Annotated in this window: 25 protein-coding genes; 18 read left to right on the top strand and 7 right to left on the bottom strand. The window is 74.8% G+C overall.

All coding sequences use genetic code 11. The features are described 5' to 3' along the window. Positions 1–131: 131 nt before the first annotated feature. Positions 132–515 (bottom strand): ester cyclase, encoded by a 384-nt coding sequence (locus PGB27_RS25485; protein WP_274203249.1) that lies wholly within the window; start codon positions 513–515, stop codon positions 132–134. Continuing rightward, positions 515–1,270, bottom strand: a complete 756-nt coding sequence (gene cobF / locus PGB27_RS25490; RefSeq protein ID WP_274203250.1) for a precorrin-6A synthase (deacetylating) — start codon at positions 1,268–1,270, stop codon at positions 515–517. Before cobF ends, PGB27_RS25485 begins: the two co-directional genes overlap by 1 nt. Positions 1,271–1,377: 107 nt before the next feature. On the opposite strand from cobF, the gene PGB27_RS25495 reads away from it, so the two are divergent. Together PGB27_RS25495 and PGB27_RS25500 are read left to right on the top strand one after the other, a co-directional pair. Beyond that, positions 1,378–2,220, top strand: coding sequence for an amidohydrolase family protein (locus tag PGB27_RS25495; protein ID WP_274203251.1), 843 nt, complete (start codon positions 1,378–1,380; stop codon positions 2,218–2,220). Positions 2,221–2,235: 15 nt separating this feature from the next. Then, the gene (locus tag PGB27_RS25500) at positions 2,236–2,718 is read left to right on the top strand and encodes an SRPBCC family protein (protein ID WP_274203252.1); all 483 of its coding nucleotides are present in this window, start codon (positions 2,236–2,238) and stop codon (positions 2,716–2,718) included. Here the strand turns inward: PGB27_RS25500 and PGB27_RS25505 are convergent. Continuing rightward, the gene (locus PGB27_RS25505; protein WP_274203253.1) at positions 2,710–4,197 is read right to left on the bottom strand and encodes a hypothetical protein; all 1,488 of its coding nucleotides are present in this window, start codon (positions 4,195–4,197) and stop codon (positions 2,710–2,712) included. The two genes, PGB27_RS25500 and PGB27_RS25505, sit on opposite strands and share 9 nt — an antisense overlap. Before the next feature lie 128 nt (positions 4,198–4,325). On the opposite strand from PGB27_RS25505, the gene PGB27_RS25510 reads away from it, so the two are divergent. The 11 genes from PGB27_RS25510 to PGB27_RS25560 all read left to right on the top strand — a co-directional run bounded on the left by PGB27_RS25510 (position 4,326) and on the right by PGB27_RS25560 (position 16,382). Continuing rightward, positions 4,326–4,907, top strand: a complete 582-nt coding sequence (locus PGB27_RS25510) for a hypothetical protein (RefSeq protein ID WP_274203254.1) — start codon at positions 4,326–4,328, stop codon at positions 4,905–4,907. Continuing rightward, positions 4,904–6,013 carry an HTTM domain-containing protein gene (locus tag PGB27_RS25515; RefSeq protein ID WP_274203255.1) on the top strand — a complete coding sequence of 370 codons (1,110 nt, stop codon included), beginning with the start codon at positions 4,904–4,906 and terminating at the stop codon, positions 6,011–6,013. Before PGB27_RS25510 ends, PGB27_RS25515 begins: the two co-directional genes overlap by 4 nt. Before the next feature lie 128 nt (positions 6,014–6,141). Next, positions 6,142–7,083, top strand: coding sequence for a hypothetical protein (locus PGB27_RS25520; RefSeq protein WP_274203256.1), 942 nt, complete (start codon positions 6,142–6,144; stop codon positions 7,081–7,083). Between the two features lie 2 nt (positions 7,084–7,085). Next, positions 7,086–7,706, top strand: a complete 621-nt coding sequence (locus PGB27_RS25525; RefSeq protein WP_274203257.1) for a class F sortase — start codon at positions 7,086–7,088, stop codon at positions 7,704–7,706. Between the two features lie 68 nt (positions 7,707–7,774). Further along, positions 7,775–8,164, top strand: a complete 390-nt coding sequence (locus PGB27_RS25530; RefSeq protein WP_274203258.1) for an ACT domain-containing protein — start codon at positions 7,775–7,777, stop codon at positions 8,162–8,164. A gap of 505 nt (positions 8,165–8,669) precedes the next feature. Continuing rightward, the gene (gene kdpF / locus PGB27_RS25535; RefSeq protein WP_274203259.1) at positions 8,670–8,768 is read left to right on the top strand and encodes a K(+)-transporting ATPase subunit F; all 99 of its coding nucleotides are present in this window, start codon (positions 8,670–8,672) and stop codon (positions 8,766–8,768) included. After that, positions 8,768–10,444 carry a potassium-transporting ATPase subunit KdpA gene (gene kdpA, locus PGB27_RS25540; RefSeq protein ID WP_274203260.1) on the top strand — a complete coding sequence of 559 codons (1,677 nt, stop codon included), beginning with the start codon at positions 8,768–8,770 and terminating at the stop codon, positions 10,442–10,444. Before kdpF ends, kdpA begins: the two co-directional genes overlap by 1 nt. Next, positions 10,441–12,489 carry a potassium-transporting ATPase subunit KdpB gene (kdpB, locus tag PGB27_RS25545; protein WP_274203261.1) on the top strand — a complete coding sequence of 683 codons (2,049 nt, stop codon included), beginning with the start codon at positions 10,441–10,443 and terminating at the stop codon, positions 12,487–12,489. The genes kdpA and kdpB overlap by 4 nt, the downstream gene beginning before the upstream one ends. 2 nt (positions 12,490–12,491) lie before the next feature. Then, a complete protein-coding gene (locus tag PGB27_RS25550) occupies positions 12,492–13,154 on the top strand; it encodes a potassium-transporting ATPase subunit C (RefSeq protein WP_274203262.1) in 663 nt (220 codons plus the stop codon). Between the two features lie 4 nt (positions 13,155–13,158). After that, on the top strand, positions 13,159–15,702 hold the full coding sequence (locus PGB27_RS25555) for an ATP-binding protein (protein WP_274203263.1): 2,544 nt from the start codon (positions 13,159–13,161) through the stop codon (positions 15,700–15,702). Continuing rightward, entirely contained in the window at positions 15,699–16,382 is a 684-nt protein-coding gene (locus PGB27_RS25560) for a response regulator (RefSeq protein WP_274203264.1), read from the top strand. Before PGB27_RS25555 ends, PGB27_RS25560 begins: the two co-directional genes overlap by 4 nt. Here the strand turns inward: PGB27_RS25560 and PGB27_RS25565 are convergent. Beyond that, positions 16,345–17,511, bottom strand: coding sequence for an MFS transporter (locus PGB27_RS25565; protein WP_274203265.1), 1,167 nt, complete (start codon positions 17,509–17,511; stop codon positions 16,345–16,347). The genes PGB27_RS25560 and PGB27_RS25565 overlap by 38 nt on opposite strands. A 192-nt stretch (positions 17,512–17,703) precedes the next feature. Here PGB27_RS25565 and PGB27_RS25570 point away from each other — a divergent pair, with 192 nt between their 5' ends. The 3 genes from PGB27_RS25570 to PGB27_RS25580 are packed head-to-tail and all read left to right on the top strand — an operon-like array spanning position 17,704 to position 19,765. Then, entirely contained in the window at positions 17,704–18,282 is a 579-nt protein-coding gene (locus PGB27_RS25570; protein ID WP_274203266.1) for a CNNM domain-containing protein, read from the top strand. Then, the gene (locus PGB27_RS25575; protein WP_274203267.1) at positions 18,246–18,719 is read left to right on the top strand and encodes a transporter associated domain-containing protein; all 474 of its coding nucleotides are present in this window, start codon (positions 18,246–18,248) and stop codon (positions 18,717–18,719) included. Before PGB27_RS25570 ends, PGB27_RS25575 begins: the two co-directional genes overlap by 37 nt. Then, positions 18,716–19,765, top strand: coding sequence for a hemolysin family protein (locus PGB27_RS25580; protein ID WP_274203268.1), 1,050 nt, complete (start codon positions 18,716–18,718; stop codon positions 19,763–19,765). The genes PGB27_RS25575 and PGB27_RS25580 overlap by 4 nt, the downstream gene beginning before the upstream one ends. On the opposite strand, the gene PGB27_RS25585 is transcribed toward PGB27_RS25580, so the two are convergent. Then, complete coding sequence (locus PGB27_RS25585) at positions 19,762–20,112, bottom strand: universal stress protein (RefSeq protein WP_274203269.1); 351 nt, start codon at positions 20,110–20,112, stop codon at positions 19,762–19,764. The genes PGB27_RS25580 and PGB27_RS25585 overlap by 4 nt on opposite strands. Before the next feature lie 205 nt (positions 20,113–20,317). Between PGB27_RS25585 and PGB27_RS25590 the strand changes: the two genes are divergently transcribed. Both PGB27_RS25590 and PGB27_RS25595 read left to right on the top strand, forming a co-directional pair. Next, on the top strand, positions 20,318–21,574 hold the full coding sequence (locus PGB27_RS25590; protein ID WP_274203270.1) for an MFS transporter: 1,257 nt from the start codon (positions 20,318–20,320) through the stop codon (positions 21,572–21,574). A gap of 107 nt (positions 21,575–21,681) precedes the next feature. Next, a complete protein-coding gene (locus tag PGB27_RS25595) occupies positions 21,682–22,383 on the top strand; it encodes a Crp/Fnr family transcriptional regulator (RefSeq protein WP_274203271.1) in 702 nt (233 codons plus the stop codon). Positions 22,384–22,398: 15 nt separating this feature from the next. Here PGB27_RS25595 and PGB27_RS25600 read toward each other — a convergent pair whose 3' ends face one another. Both PGB27_RS25600 and PGB27_RS25605 read right to left on the bottom strand, forming a co-directional pair. Beyond that, a complete protein-coding gene (locus PGB27_RS25600; protein ID WP_274203272.1) occupies positions 22,399–22,758 on the bottom strand; it encodes a DUF3040 domain-containing protein in 360 nt (119 codons plus the stop codon). Positions 22,759–22,962: 204 nt separating this feature from the next. Further along, positions 22,963–23,490 carry a TetR/AcrR family transcriptional regulator gene (locus PGB27_RS25605; protein WP_274203273.1) on the bottom strand — a complete coding sequence of 176 codons (528 nt, stop codon included), beginning with the start codon at positions 23,488–23,490 and terminating at the stop codon, positions 22,963–22,965. Between the last annotated feature and the right edge of the window lie 131 nt (positions 23,491–23,621).

Below are 23,621 nucleotides of genomic sequence, written 5' to 3' on the forward strand. Positions count from 1 at the left end.
CCGACCGCCCCACACCCCCGGCCTCTACGACCTGCTGCGCCAGGCCCACCGCGACGCCCAGAACCCGCAACGGGCCGCCACACGGATCGACCCCGACCCCGACCCGCCACCCTTCTGACCAGGCCGGGTCCTCAGTTCTCCAGCTGCCGCCGCACCGCGTCGGTGTCGATCACCGACCACACCTGGGCGATCCGGCCCTCGCGGAAGCGGTAGAAGACGTGCTCCGCGAACCCGACCCGCCGGCCGTCGACCGCCAGCCCGCGGAACGTGCCCCGCGGCGTGCAGTCGAACCACAGCCGGCAGGCCACGTGCTCGCCGTCGACGACCAGCAGGTCCACCACGTACCGCAGGTCCGGGATCGCCGCCACGTCCCCGGCCAGCAGCTCGCGGTAGTCGTCCAGCGTCAGCGCAGCGCCGTTGTACTCCAGCGCGCCGTGCACGTACTCGCCGAGGCGGTCGAACCCGCGCTCGTTCAGACAGTCCAGGTAGGCGCGGTACACCGCCTCGAGCTCCATCAGCGCCGGCGCACCAGGTAGGTGTCCATGAGCCAGCCCTTCCGCTCCCGGTGCTCGGCGCGGGCGGCGAGGATCCGCTCCCGGACGTCGCCGACACGGCCGGCGATCAGCACCTCGTCGGGCGTCCCGACGTACGCGCCCCAGTAGACCTCGGCGTCGTCGGGCAGGTGCGCCAGGCCGTGGTCGCGGGAGCCGTCGAGCATGACGACGAGGTCCGCCTCCCCCGAGTCGACGCTGTCGTCGAGCACTCGGCGGGCGGGGGTGATCGTGGCGGCCCGGGCGGTGCGGGTCAGGGTCGTCCGGTGCGCCGCGGCCAGCACCGACGGCGCGCCGAGCCCCGGGACCACCCGCCAGTCGAGCGCCACGCGGCCGCGGGCGTCGAGGCGGTGGAGCATCTCGACCGTGCCGTCGTAGATCGCCGGGTCGCCCCACACGAGCAGCGCGCACGAGCCGCCGTCGGGCACCTCGTCGAGCAGCGTCTGCTCGTAGAGCGCGGCCCGCTCGTCGCGCCAGCGCTCGGTGGCGCCCTCGTAGTCGGGGGACGTCCGGTCGCGCACCGCGTCGTCGCGCTCCACGACGCGGGCCTGCGGGGCGAAGCGCTCGACGATCTGCGCGCGGATCGCGGTCAGCTCGTCCGCCGGCCCCGGCTTGTGCAGCAGCACCACCACGTCCACGCCGCCGAGCGCCTCGACCGCGTCGAGCGTCAGCTGCCCCGGGTCACCCAGACCGATCCCCACCACCTGCACCGTGCGCACGGACAGGCACGCTCTCACGAGCGACGGGCGCCCGGAGCACGAGCCGCGTCACACGCCAGGAGTCCGGACGCAACCACCCGGCAACACGCACTTGCTGGACTCGCGGCATGGCCCTCCCCGACCGCGTCGTCCCTGCCGTCCACGACGCCCACCGCCACCTCGGCGTCCTGCCCGCGTACCCCTTCTACGGCGGGCCGCCGGTCAACCCCGACATCACCGCCCGGGCGACGATCGACGACCTGCGCGCCGACCTCGACGCCGAGGGCACCGAGCTCGCCGTCGCCATCCCGAACTACGGCGTCCCGGACGCGAGCGCCTCCTTCGCCCTCAACGAGCTCTGCCTCGAGGCCGCGCAGAAGGACCCGCGCATCCGGGCCGGCATCTGGGCCTCCCCCCGCCCGCAGGACGCCGAGCAGACCGCGGCGGCGCTGCGGCTCGCGGCCGAGCCCGACGTCCGCGTCATCAAGATCAGCTTCCTGCTCGGCGGCGGCGCGTCGGACGAGGCCTGCCGGCCCCAGCTCGACGCGATCTTCGCCGCGGCCCGCGAGCACGGGCGGGTCGTGCACGTCCACACCTCGCCGGGTGCGGCGTCGGACATCGACGAGGTCGGCGAGCTCGTCGAGCGCTACGCCGACGACGTGAAGCTGCACCTCGTGCACCTCGGCGGCGGCATGAGCGGGCACATCAAGCTGATCGGCGGCCGGTTCTTCGACTGGATCGCGGCCGGCAAGCAGGTCTACACCGACACGAGCTGGGCGATCGGCTTCGCACCCCGGTGGCTCGCCGCCGAGATCGAGCGCCGCGGCCTCGGGCACGACCGCGTCCTGTTCGCCAGCGACGAGCCGTGGGGCGACCGCACCGGCGAGCTCGCCCGCATGGCCGAGGCGATGGGCGACGGCGAGCTCGGCCGGCTCACCCTCGCCGGCAACGCCGAGGCCCTCTACGCCTGAGGCAGACTCCGCCCCGTGCCGCGCGCCTGGGGCTTCGACCGGACCTCGCGCATCCCCGCGTCGCCGGCCGCGGTGTGGGCCCGGATCGTGACACCGGACGGCATCAACGACGAGATGCGGCCGTGGCTGACGATGGCGCTCCCGCGCGACGCCGGGGACCTGACGATCGACGCCGTGCGCCCCGGCGAGCCGGTCGGGCGGGCGTGGCTGCGACTCGGCGGGCTCGTGCCGATCGACTACGACGACCTCGTCGTCACCGAGCTCGAGCCGGGTCGGCGGTTCCTCGAGCAGTCGACGATGGCGAGCATGCGCCGCTGGGAGCACGAGCGGACGGTCGTGCCGGGCGCGGACGGCGGCGCGACCGTCACCGACCGCGTCACCTACGAGCCCCGCGCCGTCCTGCGGTGGGCCGGCCCGCTCCTGCGCCCGGTGCTCGCGGCGTTCTTCGCCCACCGCCACCGTCGGCTCGTACGGCACTTCGCCGCGCCGTCACGGTGACGGGGTCGACCCTGGCGCCACGTCGACGGTCACCGGCACCGTGACGATCCGCCAGTCGCGCTGCACCTGCACCCACAGCTGGTGGCGCCCGGCGCGCGGGAAGGTGTGGTCGAAGGCGACCTCCGGCCCGTAGGTGCCCGCGGGTCCCGCGACGCCCATGTCGTGGACGTGCCCGAACGCCGACGCGGGGTCGACGGGATCCGGCGCACCGGCGACGCTCGGGCCGAGCAGCATCAGGTGCGCGGCCATCCCGAGCCATCCCTGCAGGTCGGTGACCGGCCGGCCGTTCTCGGAGAACCGCGCCACGACCCGCGTCGGGTTCCCGGCCACGGCGTCGGCCACGGCCACGTCGACCTGCATCCCGTCGACCTGACGCGCTCCCGGTCCCGCCGACGGCGCCGCCGCGGCGGGCGCGGGTCCGCCGACGTCGATCGCGGTCCGCGCGACGTGGTGCCCGCCGTCGCCCGCCCGCTCCATCTCGGCGAACACGCCGTAGCGCCCCGCCGTCCCCGGGGTCAGGCGCACGACGTAGCGGCCGGGCGCGGTCCGGACGGGGTGGACGTGGGTGAGCCCCCGGTCGGGTCCGATCACCGCGAGGTGGACGAGGGCCTCGTCGTGGACGGCGAGGTCGTCGACGACCGCGCCGCTGGCGGAGTCGGTGAGGCCGAGCTGCAGGTCGACGGGGCGGCCCGCGGTCGCCGGCGAGGTGGTGGTGGCCGTGAGCACGACGCTGCCGGCGGTCGTGGGGACGGGGGCGGGTGCGTCGGCGGGAGCGGCGGCCGCGCCGTGGGCCGCGTGGCCGGCGTGCCCGCCGGCCGGTGGTGTCGCGGGCAGCGGGGCGGAGGCGGTCGGTGCCGACGCGGCCGTGGTCGCGGCGGTCGGGGTGGTCGGGGTTGCCGGGGCCGTCGCCACCGCGGTCACCGCCACCGTCACGCCGACCAGGGCTACCGCCCCGAGACCGACCGCGAGGCGGGGTCGCTGCCGCACACCGGGGCTCAGCGCGGCGACCAGCGCGACGACCCCGACCAGCGCCCCGACCCGCACCGCCCACACCCAGCCGGGTGTGCCCGCGGGCGCGGCGACGGTGATCGGCACCCGGGCGACCGTGGCGCCGTCGGCGACGAGGACCTCCCACGCGCCGGGACCGTCGACGGCGAGCAGGGCCTCCTGCGGCTGCCCGACCGGGGCGACGGGCACGGCGACGCGCCCCCCGGGTGCGGCTCCCGGCCGGACGGCGGCGAGCGTGACCTCGCCGGGCGGGGCGTCACCCCGCGGGAGCACGACGACCGGCAGGCGACCCGCGCCTCCGGGCGGCGCGGTGATCGTCAGCGCCAGGGCCCGGACACCGAGGTCGAGCTCGAGGCGGGTGATGCCGGTGGGCGTCGACTCGTGCGCCCCGGCCGCCGGCACGAGGAGCACGAGCGCCCCGGCCAGCAGCACGAGCAGCGCGACGAGCCGGTGTCCCTGGCGCGCGAGCACGCCGACACCGTAGTCCCGACACCTCATCGGTCACTGAGATGAGCGGCCTACTTGCCTGCCCGGTAACACTCAGCCCGTCACGGCGATGTGTGAGAGCGAGCACGCCGGTCGAGAGTTCGGGGGACATCGTGACGACGACCCAGGAGACGGAGGGCCCACCCCGGCCGTCCGAGGACCTGGACGAGGCGCGGGACGACGCCCCGGAGATGAGCGGCCGGAAGCGCCTCGGCGTCTCGGTGCTGATCGTGCTGGTCCTCCTCGGGATGCTCGCGAGCGTCGCGCCGAGGTCCCAGCTCCGCGAGGAACTGCGCGACGTGACGAGGCCCTTCCTGCTCGCCTCCGGCGTCGACCAGGGGTGGGGCGTGTTCTCCCCCAGCCCGCCGACCACCACCAACCAGGTCGTCGCGCGCGTCGACCGCGCGGACGGGACCGTCGGCGTCTACCCGATGGAGGGCGGCATCGGGATCGCGGAGTACTGGGACTACCGCTGGCGCAAGTACGCCGAGCAGATGTGGCGCAAGCGCGGCGCGGAACGGGAGCGCGTCGCGTTCGCCGGCTGGATCGCCGACCAGGACCGCGCCGCCGGGCACGAGCCGGTTCGCGTGACGCTGGTCCGCCAGACCCGGCAGAACCTGCCTCCCGGCCCGGGCCCCGACGCCGGTGAGTGGCGGGAGATCCCGTTCTTCACGACCCCCGCGAGCCGGCGATGAGCGGGCGGTGGGCGCGGGCACGCGCGGGGTGGAACCGGTTCTGGTTCGCGCCGCAGTCGACGGCACCGGTCGAGGTCATCCGCATCGTCTTCGGCGTCCTCGCGACCCTCTGGATGGTCTCGCTCCTCCCCGTCCTCGAGCCGTTCTTCGGCGACCGCGGCGTCATCACGGCCCGCGACCTGCCCTTCGGCAGCTGGACGATGTTCAGCCTCGTCCTGGGCACGCCGGCGATCTGGGTGCTGTGGGTGGTCGGCCTGCTCGCCGCCGTCGCACTCGCCGTCGGGTTCCGCACGCGGCTGGCGGCGCTGATCGTCTTCGTCGTGATGATGTCGGTGACGCGCTCGGCCCCGCTCGCCTTCAACGCGGGCGACGCGCTGCTGCGGATCGTCTCGTTCTACGTGCTCCTCATGCCGGCCGGCTCCGCGGTGTCGGTGGACCGGTGGCGCAGCGACCGCGCGAACCTCTGGAGCTTCCCCCGGCGCGCGCCCTGGGCCCTGCGGCTCGCCCAGATCCAGCTGAGCGTCATCTACATCTCGACCGTCTGGGAGAAGGCGGGCGGCGCGCACTGGCGCGACGGCACGGCGGTGTCGTACGCGGTGCGGATCGGCGAGGTCAGCCGTCTGCCGGTCCCGTCGTTCGTCACCGACTCGCTGGTGCTCGCCCAGCTCGCCACCTACGGCACGCTCGCCGGGGAGCTCGCGGTCGGCGTCCTGGTGTGGAACAAGGTGGCGCGGCCCTACGTGCTCGCGATCGGCGTGCTCCTGCACCTGTCGATCGAGCTCACCCTGGCCGTCGGCTTCTTCAGCATGACCATCGTGACCCTGTACCTGGCGTTCCTCCCGCCGGAGCGCGCCGAGCAGGTCCTGCGGTGGGCCCGCGACCGGGTCGGGCGTCTCCGACGTCGACGCCGCGAGGAGCCGCCGACGCCGCTCGCCATGCAGCCCGTGGCCGACGACGGGCTGGTGGACGTGCCGGACGCGCGGGAGCCCGTGGACGCCGCACCGGAGCCGGTCGTGGTCGTCGCCGCCGAGGAGGGCGAGGCGGGCCTCGACCGGTCGACGGAACGTGACTCGGCTCCGGGAACGAAGGCGCTGTCCGACGCCTGAGCTAACGCTTTCGTCACAAAGCTTCCAGCGAGTAACAACCAACGGGTGACACCCGACACGGACAACGTCGACGGGGCGACGGGTCAGTGCAGGGATCGGGCCGGCGAGGGCCGGGGACGGAGAGAGGCATGATCAGTCAGGAGAAGGGACGCCGGTTCCTGGTGCTCGGGGCCGGGGTCCTGCTCATCGGGTCGCTCGGCGTGGGGTCGGCGTCCGCGACCGACTACTACTCGGGCAATTCCTGCGTCGAGGTCAACTACCACCCGCACCGCGACGGCCACCGCGACGACCACGGCGACGGCCACAACGACGGCCACAACGACGGCTCGCCCGACAGCTCCACGGACACCGGCACCGACACCAACCCGCTCGACCCCATCCTCGACCCCGTGCTCGACCCCCTGACCGACGCTGCTGAGGACACGCCCCTCGATGACGTCGTCGACGCAGGCACCGACGGCGGCACCGACGGCGGCACCGACGGCGGCACCGACGGCGGCACCGACGGCGGCACCGACGGCGGCACCGACGGCGGCCTCGACGGCGGCCTCGACGGCGGCCTCGACGGCGGCCTCGACGGCGGCCTCGACGGCGGCCTCGACGGCGGCCTCGGTGGGGGCACCGGTGGGGGCACCCCCGGCGGCACCGGAGGCCTCAGCGACGGCACCGGAGGCCTCTCCGACGGCAGCGGGGGCACCAGCGGGGGCAACGGCGGGTCCGGGGGGATCCTGGTCGGCCCCGGCGGGTCCGGCGCCTCGGGGTCGGCCGGCGGCGCCGGCCTGCTCAACCTCCGCGCCGAGCCGACCGACGGATCGACGCCGGGCCAGACCGACAGCGACCTCGACCGCAGCGAGGCCACCCTCACCACGACGGACCAGGGTGACAACTACGACTCGGGCTACCGTCACGGTGGCGGCCACTACGGCGGCCACTACGGCGGCCACGCCCGCACCGTCTGCTACTTCAGCAGCTCGGTGAGCCACTACTGGTACAAGTACCGCCCGGTCGGCGAGGTGTACGCGACGCAGGTCAAGCGCGTCCCCTCCGGCGGCGTGGACACGGGCAACTGACCATGGCCATCACCGACAAGGACACGGACAAGGGGACGAAGTCCGGGCCGTCGATGACCAACATCTCGATCGGCCTGGTCGTGATCCTGGTCCTCCTGGCCCTGATCGTCGGGGCGAACTCGTCCGGCCCGTCGGCGTTCTCCTCCCCCGACCCGCTGGCGGCGTCGAACCCGACCAAGGTCACCGTGCCGTCGATCTCGGCGGAGTCGAGCCTCGTGCCGACGGGGCTGCAGGAGAACGGCAGCCTCGAGGTGCCACCGGTGGACCAGCCGATGCAGGCGTCGTGGTTCGACCAGAGCCCGACGCCCGGTGAGATGGGCCCGAGCATCATCCTGGGGCACGTCAACGGCGGCGGTCAGCCGGGGATCTTCAACAAGCTGGACGAGGTGGTCGCCGGCGCCCAGGTGTTCGTCGACCGTGCCGACGGTCAGCGGGCGGTGTTCGAGGTGTCGCGGGTCGAGACCATCCCGAAGGACTCGTTCCCGACCGACGCCGTCTACAACGACACCGCCAACCCCCAGCTGCGGCTCATCACGTGCGGCGGGAGCTTCGACCGGAACTCCGGCCACTACCTGGCGAACGTCATCGTGTACGCCGACTTCGTCGAGGTGCAGCGGGTCTGACGCCGTCCACCGAAGGACCCCGGGCTCGCCCGGGGTCCTTCGCTGTGTCCGGGGGCACCATGGCCTCCGTGCCCGGTGACACCGACCTCGACCGCCTGCTCGCGGGCATGGCGCCCCTCCTGCACCCCGAGCGCTACGTCTGGGTGACGGCGCCGGCGCTGCCCTCGGGCCTCGACCCGCTCGCGACGATCCGCGAGGACGAGGGCCTGTCGGCGGTCGTGCGGGCCGACGACGCCGCGGCGCACGGGCTGCGCGGCACGTTCCCCTGCGCCGGCATCACCCTGCGCGTGCACTCGGCGCTCGAGGCGGTCGGCTTCCTCGCCGTCATCGCCCGTGCCCTCTCCGACGCCGGGATCAGCACCAACGCCGTCGCGGGCTTCCACCACGACCACCTGTTCGTGCCCTGGGACCGCCGCGACGACGCGATGGCGGTGCTCCGGGAGCTCACCGGCGACTGAGGAGTCAGACGGGCGGCTCCGGGTCGTACTGGATCCCGCGACGGACCTGGCGGGCGCGCTCGGGGCTCACCAGCCGCGCCACGAGGTGCAGCGCCATGTCGATGCCGGCCGAGACCCCGGAGCTGGTGACGACGTCGCCGTCGTCGACGAAGCGGTCGTCGCGGCGGACCTCGATGCTCGGATCGGTCTCGGCGAGGACGTCGAGCGAGGCGTGGTGCGTGGTCGCCGGGCGGCCGGCGAGCAGGCTTCCGTGGGCGCAGTCACGGGGCCGCCATGGCGCCGATCACACGGTGGGGCGAGGGCGTGAAAACCGGGGCCCCGCGGCGTCAACGACGCGTCAACGCGACGGCCGCGGGCCGTGGGCGCGCGGAACCTCGACGGTCGGCGCGCCGCCACCGAGGCGGCGCTCGACGAAGGGGAACCCGGTGCTCGACGTCCTCTACGCGGCGGTGGTGATCGCGGTCTTCGCGGTCCTGCTGCTCGCCGTCCGTGGGCTGGACCGGCTGTGAACGGTGAGGTGGTCGCGAACGTCGTCGGCGGACTGGTCGCGCTCGGCCTGCTGGTCCACCTCGTGATCGCGCTGCTGCGCCCGGAGCGGTCCTGATGGCCGGCGCCCTGCAGCTGCTCGTGCTGCTCGTGCTCCTCGCGGCCGCCTGGCGTCCCCTCGGGGACTGGATGGCCCGCGTCTACACCGACGAGCGCGACTGGCGCGTCGAGCGCCTCGTGTACCGGGTGGCGCGCGTCGACCCCCGCTCCGAGCAGCGGGCGAGCACCTACGCCGTCGCGGTCCTCGCGTTCTCGTTCGCCGGGATCGTGCTGCTCTACCTGCTGCAGCGCCTGCAGACGCTGCTGCCGTGGTCGTTCGACCGCGGGGCGGTGGAGCCGGGGGTCGCGTTCAACACCGCGATCTCGTTCGTCACCAACACCGACTGGCAGTCCTACGTCCCCGAGACGACCATGGGCCACGCCGTCCAGCTGGCCGGCCTGACCGTGCAGAACGTCGTCTCGGCCGCGGTCGGCATGGCCGTCGCCGTGGCGCTGGTGCGCGGCTTCGTCCGCAGCCGCACCGACCGGCTCGGCAACGCGTGGGTCGACATCGTCCGCGGCTGCACGCGCGTCCTGCTGCCGATCGCGACGGTCGCCGCCGTCGCGCTCGTCGCGACGGGCGTCGTCATGAGCCTGCGCGCGGGCGTCGACCTCACCGGCCCGGACGGCACCGTCTCGACGGCGGCGATCGCCCCGGCCGCCTCGCAGGAGGCGATCAAGGAGCTCGGGACCAACGGCGGCGGCATCCTCAACGCCAACGCGGCGCACCCGTACGAGAACCCGACCCCGCTGTCGAACATCCTCGAGATCTTCCTGATGCTCGTGATCCCGGTGGCGCTCACGCGCACCTTCGGCCGCCTGGTGGGCTCGGGCGGGAGACGAAGCGGAGCGGAGCTCGACCCGTCGGGGATGCGCCAGGGCGTCTCCCTGCTCGCCGTCATGGCCGGGCTCTGGGGCGCGGTGCTCGCGGTGATCTGGACGGCGGAGGCGACCGGCGCCGCGTTCGCGGGGGCGAACCTCGAGGGCAAGGAGGTCCGGTTCGGGATCCCCGGCTCCGCGCTCTTCGCGAACACCACCACCGGCACGTCCACCGGCGCGGTCAACTCGCTGCACGACAGCTACTCGGCCGTCGGCGGCGGCGGGACCCTGCTGAACATCCTGTTCTCGGAGATGACGCCCGGCGGCGTCGGCACGGGGCTCTACGGAATCCTCGTCGTCGCGATCATCGCGGTGTTCCTCGCCGGTCTGATGGTCGGGCGCACACCCGAGTACCTCGGCAAGCGCCTCGGACGGCGCGAGGTGACGTGCGCCGTGGTCGTCACGCTGACCATGCCGGCGCTGGTGCTGCTCGGCACCGGTCTGGCCATCGCCCTGCCGTCGACGGGCGACGCGATGACGAACGCGGGTCCCCACGGGCTGTCCGAGGTCCTCTACGCCTTCGCCTCGGCCGCGAACAACAACGGCTCGGCGTTCGGCGGCCTCACGGTCACGAGCGGGTTCTTCCAGACCGCGCTCGGCATCGCGATGCTGCTCGGCCGCTTCCTGCCGATCGTCGCCGTGCTCGCGCTGGCCGGGCTGCTCGCCCGTCAGCCGCGCGTCGCGGCGTCCTCCGGGACGCTCTCGACCGGCACGCCCCTGTTCTCGGTGCTCGTCGCCGGCACGGTCGTGCTGGTCGCGGCGATCACCTTCCTGCCCGCCCTGGCCCTGGGCCCCATCGCGGAGGGACTGGCATGACGGCCGTCCTGGAACGTCCCCACACCCCTGCCCGGGCCGTCGGGGCCGGCGTGTTCCGGCCCGCGCAGCTGCTCGCGTCGCTGCCCACAGCCCTGCGCAAGCTCGACCCGCGCCACCAGGTCCACAACCCCGTGATGTTCGTGGTGTGGGTCGGCTCGGTGGTCGTCACCGTGGCGGCGATCGTCGACCCGAGCGTGTTCGCGTGGCTGATCGCGATCTGGCTCTGGTTCACCGTCGTCTTCGCGAACCTCGCCGAGGCCGTCGCCGAGGGTCGCGGCCGGGCCCAGGCCGACGCGCTGCGGTCGACGCGCACCGACACCGTCGCGCACCGGGAGGACGGCTCGACCGTGCCCGCCACCGAGCTGCGCGTCGACGACCGCGTCGTCGTCGAGGCCGGCCAGGTGATCCCGGGCGACGGCGAGGTGGTCGAGGGCATCGCGACCGTCGACGAGTCGGCGATCACCGGCGAGTCCGCGCCCGTGGTGCGCGAGTCCGGCGGCGACTCCTCCTCCGTCACCGGCGGCACGACGGTGCTGTCGGACCGCATCGTCGTGCGGATCACCGCGAGGCCGGGCGAGTCGTTCGTCGACCGGATGATCGCGCTGGTCGAGGGTGCGCAGCGGCAGAAGACGCCGAACGAGATCGCGCTGACGATCCTGCTCTCGGCGCTGACGATCGTGTTCCTGCTGGCCGTCGTGTCGCTGCAGCCGATGGCGGCGTACTCGGGCGCGCAGCAGACGCTCGTCGTCCTCGTCGCCCTGCTCGTGTGCCTCATCCCGACGACCATCGGCGCGCTGCTCTCCGCGATCGGCATCGCGGGCATGGACCGGCTCGTGCAGCGCAACGTGCTCGCCACGTCGGGGCGTGCGGTCGAGGCCGCCGGCGACGTGTCGACGCTGCTGCTCGACAAGACCGGCACGATCACCCACGGCAACCGGCGCGCGACGGCGCTGCACGCCCTGCCCGGGGTCGACGTCGGCGAGCTGGCGGCGGCCGCGCGCCTCGCGAGCCTCGCCGACACCACCCCCGAGGGGCGCTCGATCGTCGAGCTCATCGCCCGCGACCACGGGCTCTCGCCGGAGGCCACCGCGACCGAGGCGGCGGCGGCGTTCGTGCCGTTCAGCGCGACGACGCGGATGTCGGGGGTGGACCTGGCCGACGGGGACGACCGCGAGCTGCGCAAGGGCGCCACCTCGGCGGTGCTGGCCTGGCTGGGCGACGAGACCGACCGCGCCCGCCTCGAGGCGATCGCGACCGAGATTGCCGAGCGCGGGGGGACGCCGCTCGCGGTCGCCGACGGGGCACGAGCGCTGGGGATCGTCGAGCTCTCGGACGTCGTGAAGCCCGGGATCGCGCAGCGGTTCGCGGAGCTGCGCACGATGGGCATCCGGACCGTGATGATCACCGGCGACAACCCGGTGACGGCGCGGGTGATCGCCGCCGCGTCCGGCGTCGACGACGTCCTGGCCGAGGCCACCCCCGAGGACAAGCTCGCGCTCATCCGCCGGGAGCAGGCCGGCGGGCGCATGGTCGCCATGACCGGCGACGGCACCAACGACGCGCCGGCGCTCGCGCAGGCCGACGTGGGCGTCGCCATGAACTCGGGGACGGCCGCGGCCAAGGAGGCCGGCAACATGGTCGACCTCGACTCCGACCCCACCAAGCTCATCGGGGTGGTCGAGGTCGGCAAGCAGATGCTCATCACCCGGGGAGCGCTGACCACGTTCTCGCTCGCCAACGACCTCGCCAAGTACTTCGCGATCCTGCCGGCGATGTTCCTGGCGATCTTCCCGCAGCTCGCCGCGCTCAACGTCATGCAGCTCGCGACCCCGGAGTCGGCGATCCTCTCGGCGGTCGTCTTCAACGCCCTCGTGATCGTGGCGCTGATCCCGCTCGCCCTGCGCGGCGTGCGCTTCCGGCCGTCGACCTCCGACCGGCTCCTGCGCCGCAACCTGCTCGTCTACGGGCTCGGCGGCATCGCCGTCCCGTTCGTCGGCATCTTCCTCATCGACCTCGTCGTCCGGCTCGTGCCGGGGATCGGCTGATCATGACCGTTGTCCAGGAGCCCGAGACCGAGGCGGCGGCGCCCTCGGCCGTCACCGGCGCGCAGCTGCGCCGCCAGCTCGGCGCCGCGGTGCGCGTGCTGCTCGTGCTCACCGTGCTCTGCGGTGTCGTCTACCCGGCCGTGGTCTGGGGTGTCTCGCGCCTGCCCGGGCTGCACGCCGACGCCGAGGGCTCGGTGCTGCCGGGCGGCGGCTCGTCGCTCATCGGGATCGACCCGGTGCCGGCGGACCCGGCCGCCGACCCGTGGTTCCACACCCGGCCCTCGGCGTCGGCCCCCGACGACGCCGTGGCCGGGCTCGGCCCCGCCGACGCCACCACCTCCGGCGGCTCCAACCTCGGGCCCCGCGCCGAGGACCTGGCGACGGCCGTGCAGGAGCGCCGCGCCGTGATCGCGGCCCGCGACGGCGTCGACCCGGCGACGATCCCGCCCGACGCGCTCACCGCCTCCGCGTCAGGTCTCGACCCGCACATCAGCCCCGCGTACGCGGCGCAGCAGGTGCCGCGCGTCGCCCGGGTCACCGGGCTGCCGGAGGACCGGGTGCGGGCGCTGGTCGCGGGCGCCACCGAGGGGCGCGCCCTCGGGTTCCTGGGTGAGCCGCGGGTGAACGTGCCGGAGCTCAACGCCGCACTCGTCGGTGCAGGATGAGGACGTGACCTCAGGACGGGGTGAGCTGCGCATCCACCTCGGCGCGGCGCCCGGTGTCGGCAAGACCTACGCGGCGCTGAACGAGGCCCGGCGCCGCATCGAGCGGGGCACCGACGTCGTCGTCGGGCTGGTCGAGACGCACGGGCGCGTCCGGACCGCCGAGCTGCTCGAGGGCCTCGAGGTGCTGCCGCGGCTGGTCCTGCACCACCGCGGGACGGAGCTGACCGAGCTCGACGTCGACGCCGTGCTGGCCCGCGCGCCCGAGGTGTGCGTGGTCGACGAGCTCGCGCACTCCTGCGCGCCGGGCTCGCGGCACGCCAAGCGCTGGGAGGACGTCGAGGAGCTCCTGGCCGCCGGCATCGACGTGATCTCGACCGTCAACGTCCAGCACCTCGAGTCGCTGGGCGACGTCGTCGAGCGGATCACGGGCGTGCGCCAGCGCGAGACGATCCCGGACGCCGTCGTGCGCGCCGCAGACCAGATCGAGCTGGTCGACATCACGCCCGAGGCCCTGCGCCGGCGCATGGCCCACGGCAACATCTACCGGCCCGAGAAGATCGACGCCTCGCTCGCGAACTACTTCCGCACCGGCAACCTCATCGCGCTGCGCGAGCTCGCGCTGCTGTGGGTCGCCGACCAGGTCGACGTCGCCCTCCAGCGCCACCGCCACGACGAGGGCACCGAGGAGGTGTGGGAGGCCCGCGAGAGGGTGGTCGTCGCGGTCACCGGCGGGCCCGAGAGCGCCACGGTCCTGCGCCGCGCGGCGCGCATCGCCCGCCGCGCAGGGTCGGCGGACCTGCTCTGCGTGCACGTCCTGCGCGGGGACGGGCTGGCGGGCGGCGGCTCCGGGGTCGAGCTGCGCCGGCTCGCCGAGGACGTCGGCGCGTCGTTCCACACCGTGGTCGGCGACGACGTCCCGGCGGCGCTGCTCGACTTCGCCCGCGCCGCCAACGCCACCCAGCTCGTGCTGGGCACGTCGCGACGGTCGCGCTGGGCCCGGGCCGTCGACCCCGGCATCGGCGCCCGCACCATCGCCCGGTCCGGCAGCATCGACGTCCACCTCGTGACCCACGCCGAGGCGGCCGGGAGACGCAGCGCCGCCGAGCTCGACCATCGAGGCCGGGCGCCGCGCCGGCGGCTGTCGCTGCCCGCCCGGCGCCACGCGTTCGGCTGGCCGGCCGCGGTGCTCCTGCCGGTGCTCGCGACGGTGGTCGGCGTCGTGCTGCGCGAGTCGGTCGACCTGTCCACCGACGTCGTGCTGTTCTTCCTCGCCACCGTGGTGACGGCGATGATCGGCGGGCTCGCGCCCGCGCTCGTGGCCGCCGTGGGCGGCGGGGTCCTGCTCAACGTCCTCCTGACCCCGCCGCTCTACACGCTCTCGATCGCCGAGCCGGAGAACGCGTTCGCCATCGTCGCCATGGTGGTGGTGGCGACGCTCGTCGCCGCCGTGGTCGACCGCGCCGACCGGCGTGCGGCCCAGGCGGCGACGGCGCGCGCCGAGGCGACGCTGCTGACGTCGTTCGCGCGCGTGGTGCTCTCGCGGTCCGACCCGCTGCCCAGGCTCCTCGAGCGGGTGCGGGAGGCGTTCGGGCTCGCGACGGTGGCGCTGATGGAGCGTGGCGGCCAGGGCTGGGAGGTCACCGCGTGCACCGGCAGCACGCCCTGCGGCCGGCCGGCCGAGGCCGACGTGGACGTCGAGATCGACGAGGGCGTGCACCTCGTCGGCACCGGACGGACGCTGACCGCGCCGGAGAGCGCGCTGTTCGCGACGGTCAGCGGCCAGGCGCTGCTCGCCCTGCGCAATCGGCGCATGGCCGCCGAGGCCACCGACGCGCAGCGGCGCGCCGACGCCGCGGGCCTGCGCACCGCGCTGCTCTCGGCCGTCGGGCACGACCTGCGCACCCCGCTGACCGCGATCAAGGCGGCGGCCGGGAGCCTGCGCGACCCGACGCTGCGCATGTCGACCGGGGACCGCCAGGAGCTGCTCGCCACCGTCGAGGAGTCCGCCGACCGCCTCACCGGGCTCGTCGACAACCTGCTCGACTCCTCCCGCCTCGCCGCCGGCGGCGTCACGCCGGTGAGCGCGCCGGTGGGTCTCGACGAGGTCGTGGCCGCGGCGCTGGCGGGCGGCCACGGGGACGGGCACCGGGTGGTCGTCGAGGTGGCCGAGGACCTGCCGGACGTGCTCGCCGACGCCGGGCTCGCCGAGCGGGTGGTCGCGAACCTCGTCGACAACGCGCTGCGCCACGGGGGCGAGGGCGAGGTGGCGGTCCGGGCGAGCGCCTACGGCGACCGCGTCGAGCTGCGCGTCGTCGACACCGGGCCGGGCGTGCCACGCAAGGCGCGCGACCGGCTGTTCGCGCCGTTCCAGCGCCTCGGCGACCGCAGCGCCGCCCCCGGCGTCGGGCTCGGCCTGCACGTCGCGCGGGGCTTCACCGAGGCGATGGGCGGGTCGCTCGAGGCCGAGGACACCCCGGGCGGCGGGCTGACGATGGTGCTGTCGCTGCCGGCGGCCGCCCGGCCCGTCGTGGCGTCGGCGCCCGGATGAGCCGCGTCCTCGTCGTCGACGACGACCCGCACCTGCGCCGCACCCTGCGGATCAACCTCTCCGCGCACGGCCACACCGTCGTGCTCGCCGCGGACGGGGCGGGGGCGCTGCGGGCGGCGGCCGAGCACCCGCCGCCCGACGTCGTGGTCCTCGACCTCGGGCTGCCCGACATCCCGGGGCTGGAGGTCCTCGAGGGCCTGCGCGGCTGGAGCGCGGTGCCGGTGATCGTGCTGTCGGCGCGCACCGACTCCGCCGACAAGATCGCCGCGCTCGACGCCGGCGCCGACGACTACGTCACCAAGCCCTTCGGCGTCCCCGAGCTGCTGGCGCGGCTGCGGGCGGCGGTCCGCCGGGCCGCGGTGGTGACGCCGGACGGGGCGCCGGTGGTGCAGACCGCGAGCTTCACCGTCGACCTCGTCGCGAAGAAGGTGGTGCGCGACGGCGCCGAGGTGCACCTGTCGCCCACCGAGTGGGGCGTGCTCGAGCACCTCGCCCGCCACCCCGGGATGCTCGTCACCCAGCAGCAGCTGCTGCGCGAGGTGTGGGGCCCGGCCTACGGCACCGAGGGCCACTACCTGCGCGTCTACCTCGCCCACCTGCGCCGCAAGCTCGAGCCCGACCCCTCGCGGCCGCGGCACCTCGTCACGGAGGCGGGGCGGGGGTACCGGTTCGAGCCGTGAGCAGCCCGACCGCGACGAGGGCGAGCCCCACCGCGAGGCCGACGAGCACGGCGGGCAGCCCGACCGCGCCGATGAGCAGGCCCACCAGCGTCGGGGCGATCACGGCGCTGACCGCTCCGACGGTGACGACCACCGTCAGCGCCTCGCCGGCCCGGTCGGGCACGAGGGCCGCGGTCCAGACGGCCATCATCGCCGCGCCCGCCATGTAGCCGGGCGCGAAGACGATCGCCGCCGCGAGGGCCACCACCCAGGACCCGGCCCCCGTCCCGAGCACGACGAGCGCCACCGAGACGGAGACCAGGCACGCGGCGGCGACCCGCTCGTTGCCGAAGCGCGCACACGCCCCTCCCGTGCCCAGCGCCACGAGCCCGCCGAGGCCGATCAGCACGTACAGCGTCGGTGCGACGCCGGGGGCGACGTCGGCGCGGCGGAGCATGTCGGCCGCCCAGGTGAAGAAGGTCGTGGTGCCGACGTGGTAGGCGACGGAGTAGGCGACGGGGACGGCCAGGATCCGCAGTGGGGGCCGGCCCGAGGTCCCGCCGCGCAGTGGCGGCACCCGTGGCGTCCACCGCAGGTTGAGCAGACCGGCGAGCGCAGAGGCGAACGCGATGGCGGCCCACACCGCCCGCCAGCCCGGGACCCCCGTCGCGGCGAGACCGACGAGTCCCACGACGACGAGGCCCCCGCTGGTCCCGGTGCTGATCACCGCGATCACCCGGGGGCGGCGTGCCTGATCGACGACGGCGGTCGCGAGGTCCGAGTAGGCCGCCCACACCCACCCCGCCGAGCTCCCGGTCAGCACGACGCCCGCTGCGAGCAGACCGACCGAGGGCGCGAGCGCGACGAGCGTCCCCCCGACGAGGCCGCAGGTGCCGCCGACGGTGGTCGACGCCCGGGGCCCGACGGTCCGGCTGAGCACGGGTGCGAGGAGGAGGCCCGCGAGGTAGCCGGCGAACGAGCCCGAGGCGATCAGCCCGAGCACGGCGTCGTCGACGCCGCCGGCCGACAGGGCCGGGTCCGAGCGCACCGCCGGCAGGGTCAACCCGAAGGCGAACCGTCCCATCCCGAACGCCACGCCCACCACCGCGGCGCCCGCGACGGTGAGACGGGCCTCCGGCGAACGCAACATCGCCGCCACTGTAGCGACGCGACGGTGCCCGACCGTCGCCCGCGAGCATTCCTCGCGGGGAGGCGCGGTCGCCGGCAGGAACCCGCCGGGCCCGCCGTACGTTGTCGCGGGTGACCGTTTCGTCCACCTCGACGAGGAGCCCATGACCCGCCGCCGACGGCGACCCCGACGGCCCGAGCCCCGGGTCACCTCGTGACCGAGGCCCTCCTGATCCTCGCGGCGGCGGCGCTCGTCGTCGCCTGCGGCGTGTTCGTCGCGGCCGAGTTCGCGTTCGTGGGCGTCGACCGCGCCACGGTGGAGCGCGAGGCCGAGCACGACCGCCGCGCCCGGGGCGTGCTGTCCGCCCTGCGCTCGCTGTCCACGCAGCTCTCCGCCGCCCAGCTCGGCATCACCGTCACCAACCTCGCGATCGGCTTCCTCGCCGAGCCCGCGATCGCGCGCCTGCTGCGCGGCCCGCTGACGACGCTGGGCCTGTCCGGGGCCGCGGCGTCGGCGGTGTCGCTGACCGTGGCCCTGGTGCTCTCCACCGCGGTGACGATGATCTTCGGCGAGCTCGTGCCGAAGAACCTCGCGATCAGCCAGCCGCTGCGCACCTCCCGCGCCGTCCAGGGCGTCATGCGCGCGTTCACCACCGTGACCCGCCCGCTCGTGGTGCTGCTCAACAACACCTCGAACGTCCTCGTGCGCGGCGTCGGCGTGGAGCCGACCGAGGAGCTGGCGTCCGCCCGGTCGAGGTGGTCCCCGAGACCGTCGACCTCGACCGGTTGCTGACCCTGCTGCGCGCCCGCGACGTGCCGCTCGCCCTCGTCGTCGACGAGTACGGCGACCTCGCCGGGCTGGTCACGCTCGAGGACCTCGTCGAGGAGATCGTCGGCGACGTCCGCGACGAGCACGACCGCGGCACCCCGCCCGGGGAGCGCCTCGCCGACGGCTCCTGGCGCGCCGACGGGCGCCTGCGCCCCGACGAGGCGTCCGCGCTCCTGGGCTGGACGCTGCCGTCCTCGCCCGAGTACGACACGCTCGCGGGCCTGCTCGCCGAGCACCTCGGTCGCGTCCCCGAGGACGGCGACACCGTCACCGTCACCGCGACCCGCGCCGGCGAGGAGCTCGGCGAGGTCGAGCAGTGCCCGGTGCGGATCACCGTGGAGGCCACCGAGCGCTGGCGCGTCACGGCGGTCCGGCTCGACCTCGAGGCGGTGACCGCGTGAGCATCGGGGCCGGGATCGCCACGGCGGTCGTGCTGCTGGCGGTCAACGCGTTCTTCGTCGGCGCCGAGTTCGCGCTGATCTCCGCGCGCCGCGCCTCGCTGGAGCCGCGGGCGTCGACGTCACGGGCCGCGCGGATCACCGTGCGCGCGATGGAGAACGTGTCGCTGATGATGGCCGGCGCGCAGCTGGGCATCACGATCTGCTCGCTGGGCCTCGGCGCGCTGGGCGAGCCGGCGGTGGCCGCGGCCATCGAGCCGGCGTTCGCCGCCCTCGGCCTGCCCGAGGCCGCGGTGCACCCGGTGGCGTTCGCGATCGCGCTGCTCATCGTCGTGTACCTGCACGTCACGGTCGGCGAGATGGTGCCGAAGAACATCGCGCTCGCCGTGCCGGACCGGGCGGCGCTGGTGCTCACCCCGCCGCTGGTGGCGATCGTGACCGTGCTGCGCCCGTTCCTCTGGGTGCTCAACGGGCTGGCCAACGTCACCCTGCGCGCGATGCGCGTGGAGCCCCGCGACGAGATGGCCAGCGCGTTCAGCCGCGACGAGGTCGCCGACCTCGTGGAGCAGTCGCGCGCCCACGGCCTGCTCGACCGCGACGAGGCGGCGCTGGTGCACGGGGCGCTCGGGTTCGCCGAGGCCAGGCTCGCGACGGTCGCCGTCGACGACGTCGTCACCGCGCGCCCGGACGCGACGGTGGCCGAGCTCGAGGCGCTCGCCCACGCCCACGGGTTCTCGCGGCTGCCGCTGCGCGACGAGCGGGGCTGGCACGGCTACGTGCACGTCAAGGACCTGCTCGGCCCGCCGGCCCCGCCGCGCGACAGGCCGGTCCCCGAGCGGCTGGTGCGCCCGCTCGCCACGCTCGCCGCCGAGAGCACGCTGGCCGACGCGCTCGCGGGGATGCGGCGCAGCGGGGCGCACCTCGCGCTGGTGGGCGACGGGGACGCCGGCGACGACACGGACCCCGACCGCGTCGTCGCCCTCGACGACGTGCTCACCGCGCTGGTGGGCGACATCCACCACGCGGGAGCGCGCCCGCAGGGGGCCTAACCGTCCTTCACGGCCAGCACGGGCACGGCGGCCTCGAGCAGCAGGCGCTGCGCGACGTCGCCGAGCAGGGCCTTGCCCACCGGGCTGCGACGGCGGACGCCGATGACGAGCAGGTCGATGTCGGCGTCCGCCTCCAGGCGCTCGAGGACCGCATCGCCGTCCTCGACGCCGAGCAGGCGGTCGACGACGGTGACGCCGGGAGCGCCCTCGGCGGACGGGGGCTCGAGCGGGCCGGCACGCAGGTTGAGGGCCACGACGCCGGTGCCGCGCCGCGCGCCCTCGCGCACGGCCTCCTCGAGCGCCGCGGTGCCCGGGCCGTCGTCCGTGACGGCCACCAGGATGGTCACCGGGCGCAGCGTACGGCGAACGGTGGAGCCCCGCCGGTCACGCGCCGCACGTGCTTCACCAAGCACACGACACGACGTCCGTCTGTAGTGTGTGATACAGACCGCCGCCGTCCTGGACCGGACACTCCCAGTGCCCGTACGAACGTTCAGGAGGCCTCCGTTGACCAGCGCGCCACCACCGATGCGTCGCATCGCGATCGCGAGCATGACCGGCACGGTGATCGAGTTCTACGACTTCTTCATCTACGGCACCGCCGCCGCGCTCGTCTTCAACAAGGTCTTCTTCCCCGAGCTCGGCGCCGCCGCGGGCACCGCGCTCGCGCTGGCGACGTTCGGCGTCGCGTTCGTCGCGCGCCCGTTCGGCTCGGTGCTGTTCGGGCACTTCGGCGACAAGCTCGGCCGCAAGCGCACGCTGGTGACGACGCTGCTGCTCATGGGCCTGTCGACGCTCGCCATCGGCCTGTTGCCCACGACCGGCACGATCGGCATCCTGGCCCCGATCCTGCTGGTGATCCTGCGCATCCTGCAGGGCCTCGCGGTCGGCGGCGAGTGGGCCGGCGCGACGCTGCTCACCGCGGAGAACTCGCCCGGCAAGACCCGCGGCAGGTACGCGCTGTTCCCCCAGCTCGGCCCGTCGCTCGCGTTCGCCCTGGCCAGCGCCACGTTCCTCACCACGGCGCTGACCATGAGCAACGAGGCGTTCCTGGCCTGGGGCTGGCGCGTCCCGTTCATCGCCAGCGTCCTGCTCGTCGCCGTCGGGCTCTACGTGCGCCTGGCGATCACGGAGACCGCCGCGTTCCGGTCCCGCGACAAGAACGTCAGCACGCGCATGCCGGTGGCGGAGGTGCTCACCACCCATCCGCGCCGCGTGCTGCTCGCCGCCGGCTCGACGATGGCCGTGTTCGCGTTCTTCTACATCGGCGTCACGTACCTGACGAGCTACGGCACCCAGAACCTCGGACTACCGCGCACCACGGTGCTCGCCATGGGCATCATCGGCGGCCTCGTCTTCGCCGGGACGACGATCGCGGGCGCGATCCTCTCCGACCGCGTCGGGCGCCGGAAGATGATCATCATCGGGAACTCGCTGTCCGTCGTCGCCGGCATCATCGCCTTCCCGATCCTCGACATCGCGACGGCGTGGTCGTTCGGCCTCGGCCTGGCGGTGGTGCTCGGTGTCGTCGGCATCGCCTACGGGCCGCAGGGCGCCCAGCTGCCCGAGCTCTTCCCGACCCACTACCGCTACACCGGCGCGGGCATGGCCTACAACCTCGCCGGTGTCCTCGGCGGCGGGGTGGTGCCGCTGATCGCGACGGCGCTGGTGGCCTCGCTGGGGTCGAGCCTCGCGATCGGCATCCTGCTCGCGGGCCTGTCGCTGGTGAGCCTGCTGTGCACCCTGGCCCTGCCCGACACGGACGCCGCCTCGATCGAGACGACCTCGCCGGCCGCCGCGACGGCCTGAGCACGCTCCTGGACGGGCGTCCGGATCGTCCCTTTCCGGGCGCCCGTCCGGTGCGTAATCTCCCCTCACCCCCGCCGGCCCTCCGGTGGAACGGATCGAGGACGCCGATGGCCCCGCACAGCGTCGTGCCCAACCCGACGGTCTCCCCGTTCCTCCTGGCCGAGAGCGGGGCGGTGAGCCGGCGCATCGAGGCCCTCGGCGTCCCCCGCCCCGTCCGCGCGGGCGACCACCTCTACCGCCAGGGCGAGCCGTCCTCGTCGTTCCACGTCATCGCCAGCGGCCGGGTGCGCGTGCACATGCTGCGTCCGGACGGCACGACGCGCGTGATCTCCTGGGCGGAGCCGGGCGCGAGCCTCGGCGAGGGCGTCTGCTTCGACGGCGGCGTGAACCCGGTGTCGGCCACCGCGCTGACGGCGTGCGAGGTGCTCGCGATCGGTCGCGACGTCCTCGTGGAGGCCGCGCGCGACGACCCGGAGCTGCTCGTGGAGGTCGTGCGCCGCGTCGCCCGCAAGCAGCGGGTGCTGCACCTGCACGTCTTCCTCGACGGCCTGCCGGCCCACGAGCGCGTGGTCCTGCTGCTGGGGCACCTCGTCGAGGCCTACGGCGACGGCGCGCTGGGGACCTCGGCGCGCCTGAGCGTGCGCCCGCCGGTGGACGAGCTCGCGCTCATGGTGGGCCTGACCCGGGTGACGACGAGCCGGGAGATCTCGCGGCTGGTCGCCGAGGGCGTGCTGCAGAAGGACGGGCGCAGCATCGTGGTGCGCGACCTGCCGAGCCTGCGGCGGCGGGTCGACGCCGTGGCGGTCTGAGGGGCGCGTCCGGCGCTACGGCATCAGGGGCCGCACGTGGCGCAGGAACGCGCGCACGGCCAGCGGGGCCCCGACCGGCAGGAGCAGCGTGCCCGCCGCGCCGACGACGACCAGCGCCACGATCCCCGTCTGGAGCCCGACGCCGAGGGGCAGCACCCCGAGCAGCACGGTGGCGACGAGCCCGACGACGATCATGAGGTCGCCGACGGCGGCGCCGCCCGGTCCCGGGGAGGTCACCCGGCGCACGAAGCGCGGGTCCTCGAGCGCGAGGGCGCGGACGATGCCGGCCCAGCGCTCGGCGTCCGGGTCGAACGGCCGGTCGGCGGGGTCGCCGGACCGGTCCCACAGCTCGCCGGGCTCCTCGTGCTGCTCCACGTCTCCAGGGTGCGGGCGCGGCGGGCGGTCGACACCGTGTCCTCGGCCACCGTCACGACGCGTCGACCAGCGGAAACGCCCCGCAGGCCGAGCCGGCACTCCCCGCGCGCCACGGCGCGCCCGGGTGACCGCCGAGCGCGCGTGCGGCCCGCCCCCCCGCGGTGGCCCGCCACCGGGGGCGGACGAACGGCACGACGACCGGCGTCAGCGCGGTCCGGCGCGGCGCAGCACCTCCTCGAGCGCGCCGGTGAGCCCCTCGCTGGTGTCGCCGACGATGGCCCGCAGGTACATGCCGTCGCCGACCACGGCGACGATGTCGGCGGTGAGGGGGTCGCCGAGCTCCTCGGCCATGGCCTCGCGCCAGACGGCGAAGCAGCGGCGCGTGGCGTCGGCGGCGCGCGGCTCGGTGGCCGCGAGCTTGACCAGGGCGACCAGGGCGCGGAAGACGGGGCTGTCGCCGGCGGGGTCGGTCACCGAGGTGCGCAGGTAGTAGCGGGCGATGCCCTCGGGCGCCGTCCGCGCGGTGGCGAGGTCGGCGTCGTTGAGCTCCCTCGCGCGGTCGAGCAGGCCGTCGAGCAGGGCCTCCTTCGACCCGAAGTGGTAGAGCAGCCCGCCCTTGGAGACGCCGGCCGCGGCCGCGACGGCGTCGAGGGTGACCGTCTCGGGACCCGATCTCACGACGAGGTCGGTGTACGCGTCGAGGATGCGGTCGCGCTGTGACGGGCGAGGCACGGCGTTGACAGTAGACCGTCCAGCCGGTGTAGTTTCGGCTCCGCCGCAAACTGCACCGTCTGGACGGTCTACTCAGGAGGAGGGCTCGATGTCCCGCCGGTCGCCGTGGGTCGCGCTCGCCGTGCTCGTGC

Source organism: Actinomycetospora lemnae (assembly GCF_028737315.1).
GTDB lineage: Bacteria > Actinomycetota > Actinomycetes > Mycobacteriales > Pseudonocardiaceae > Actinomycetospora > Actinomycetospora lemnae.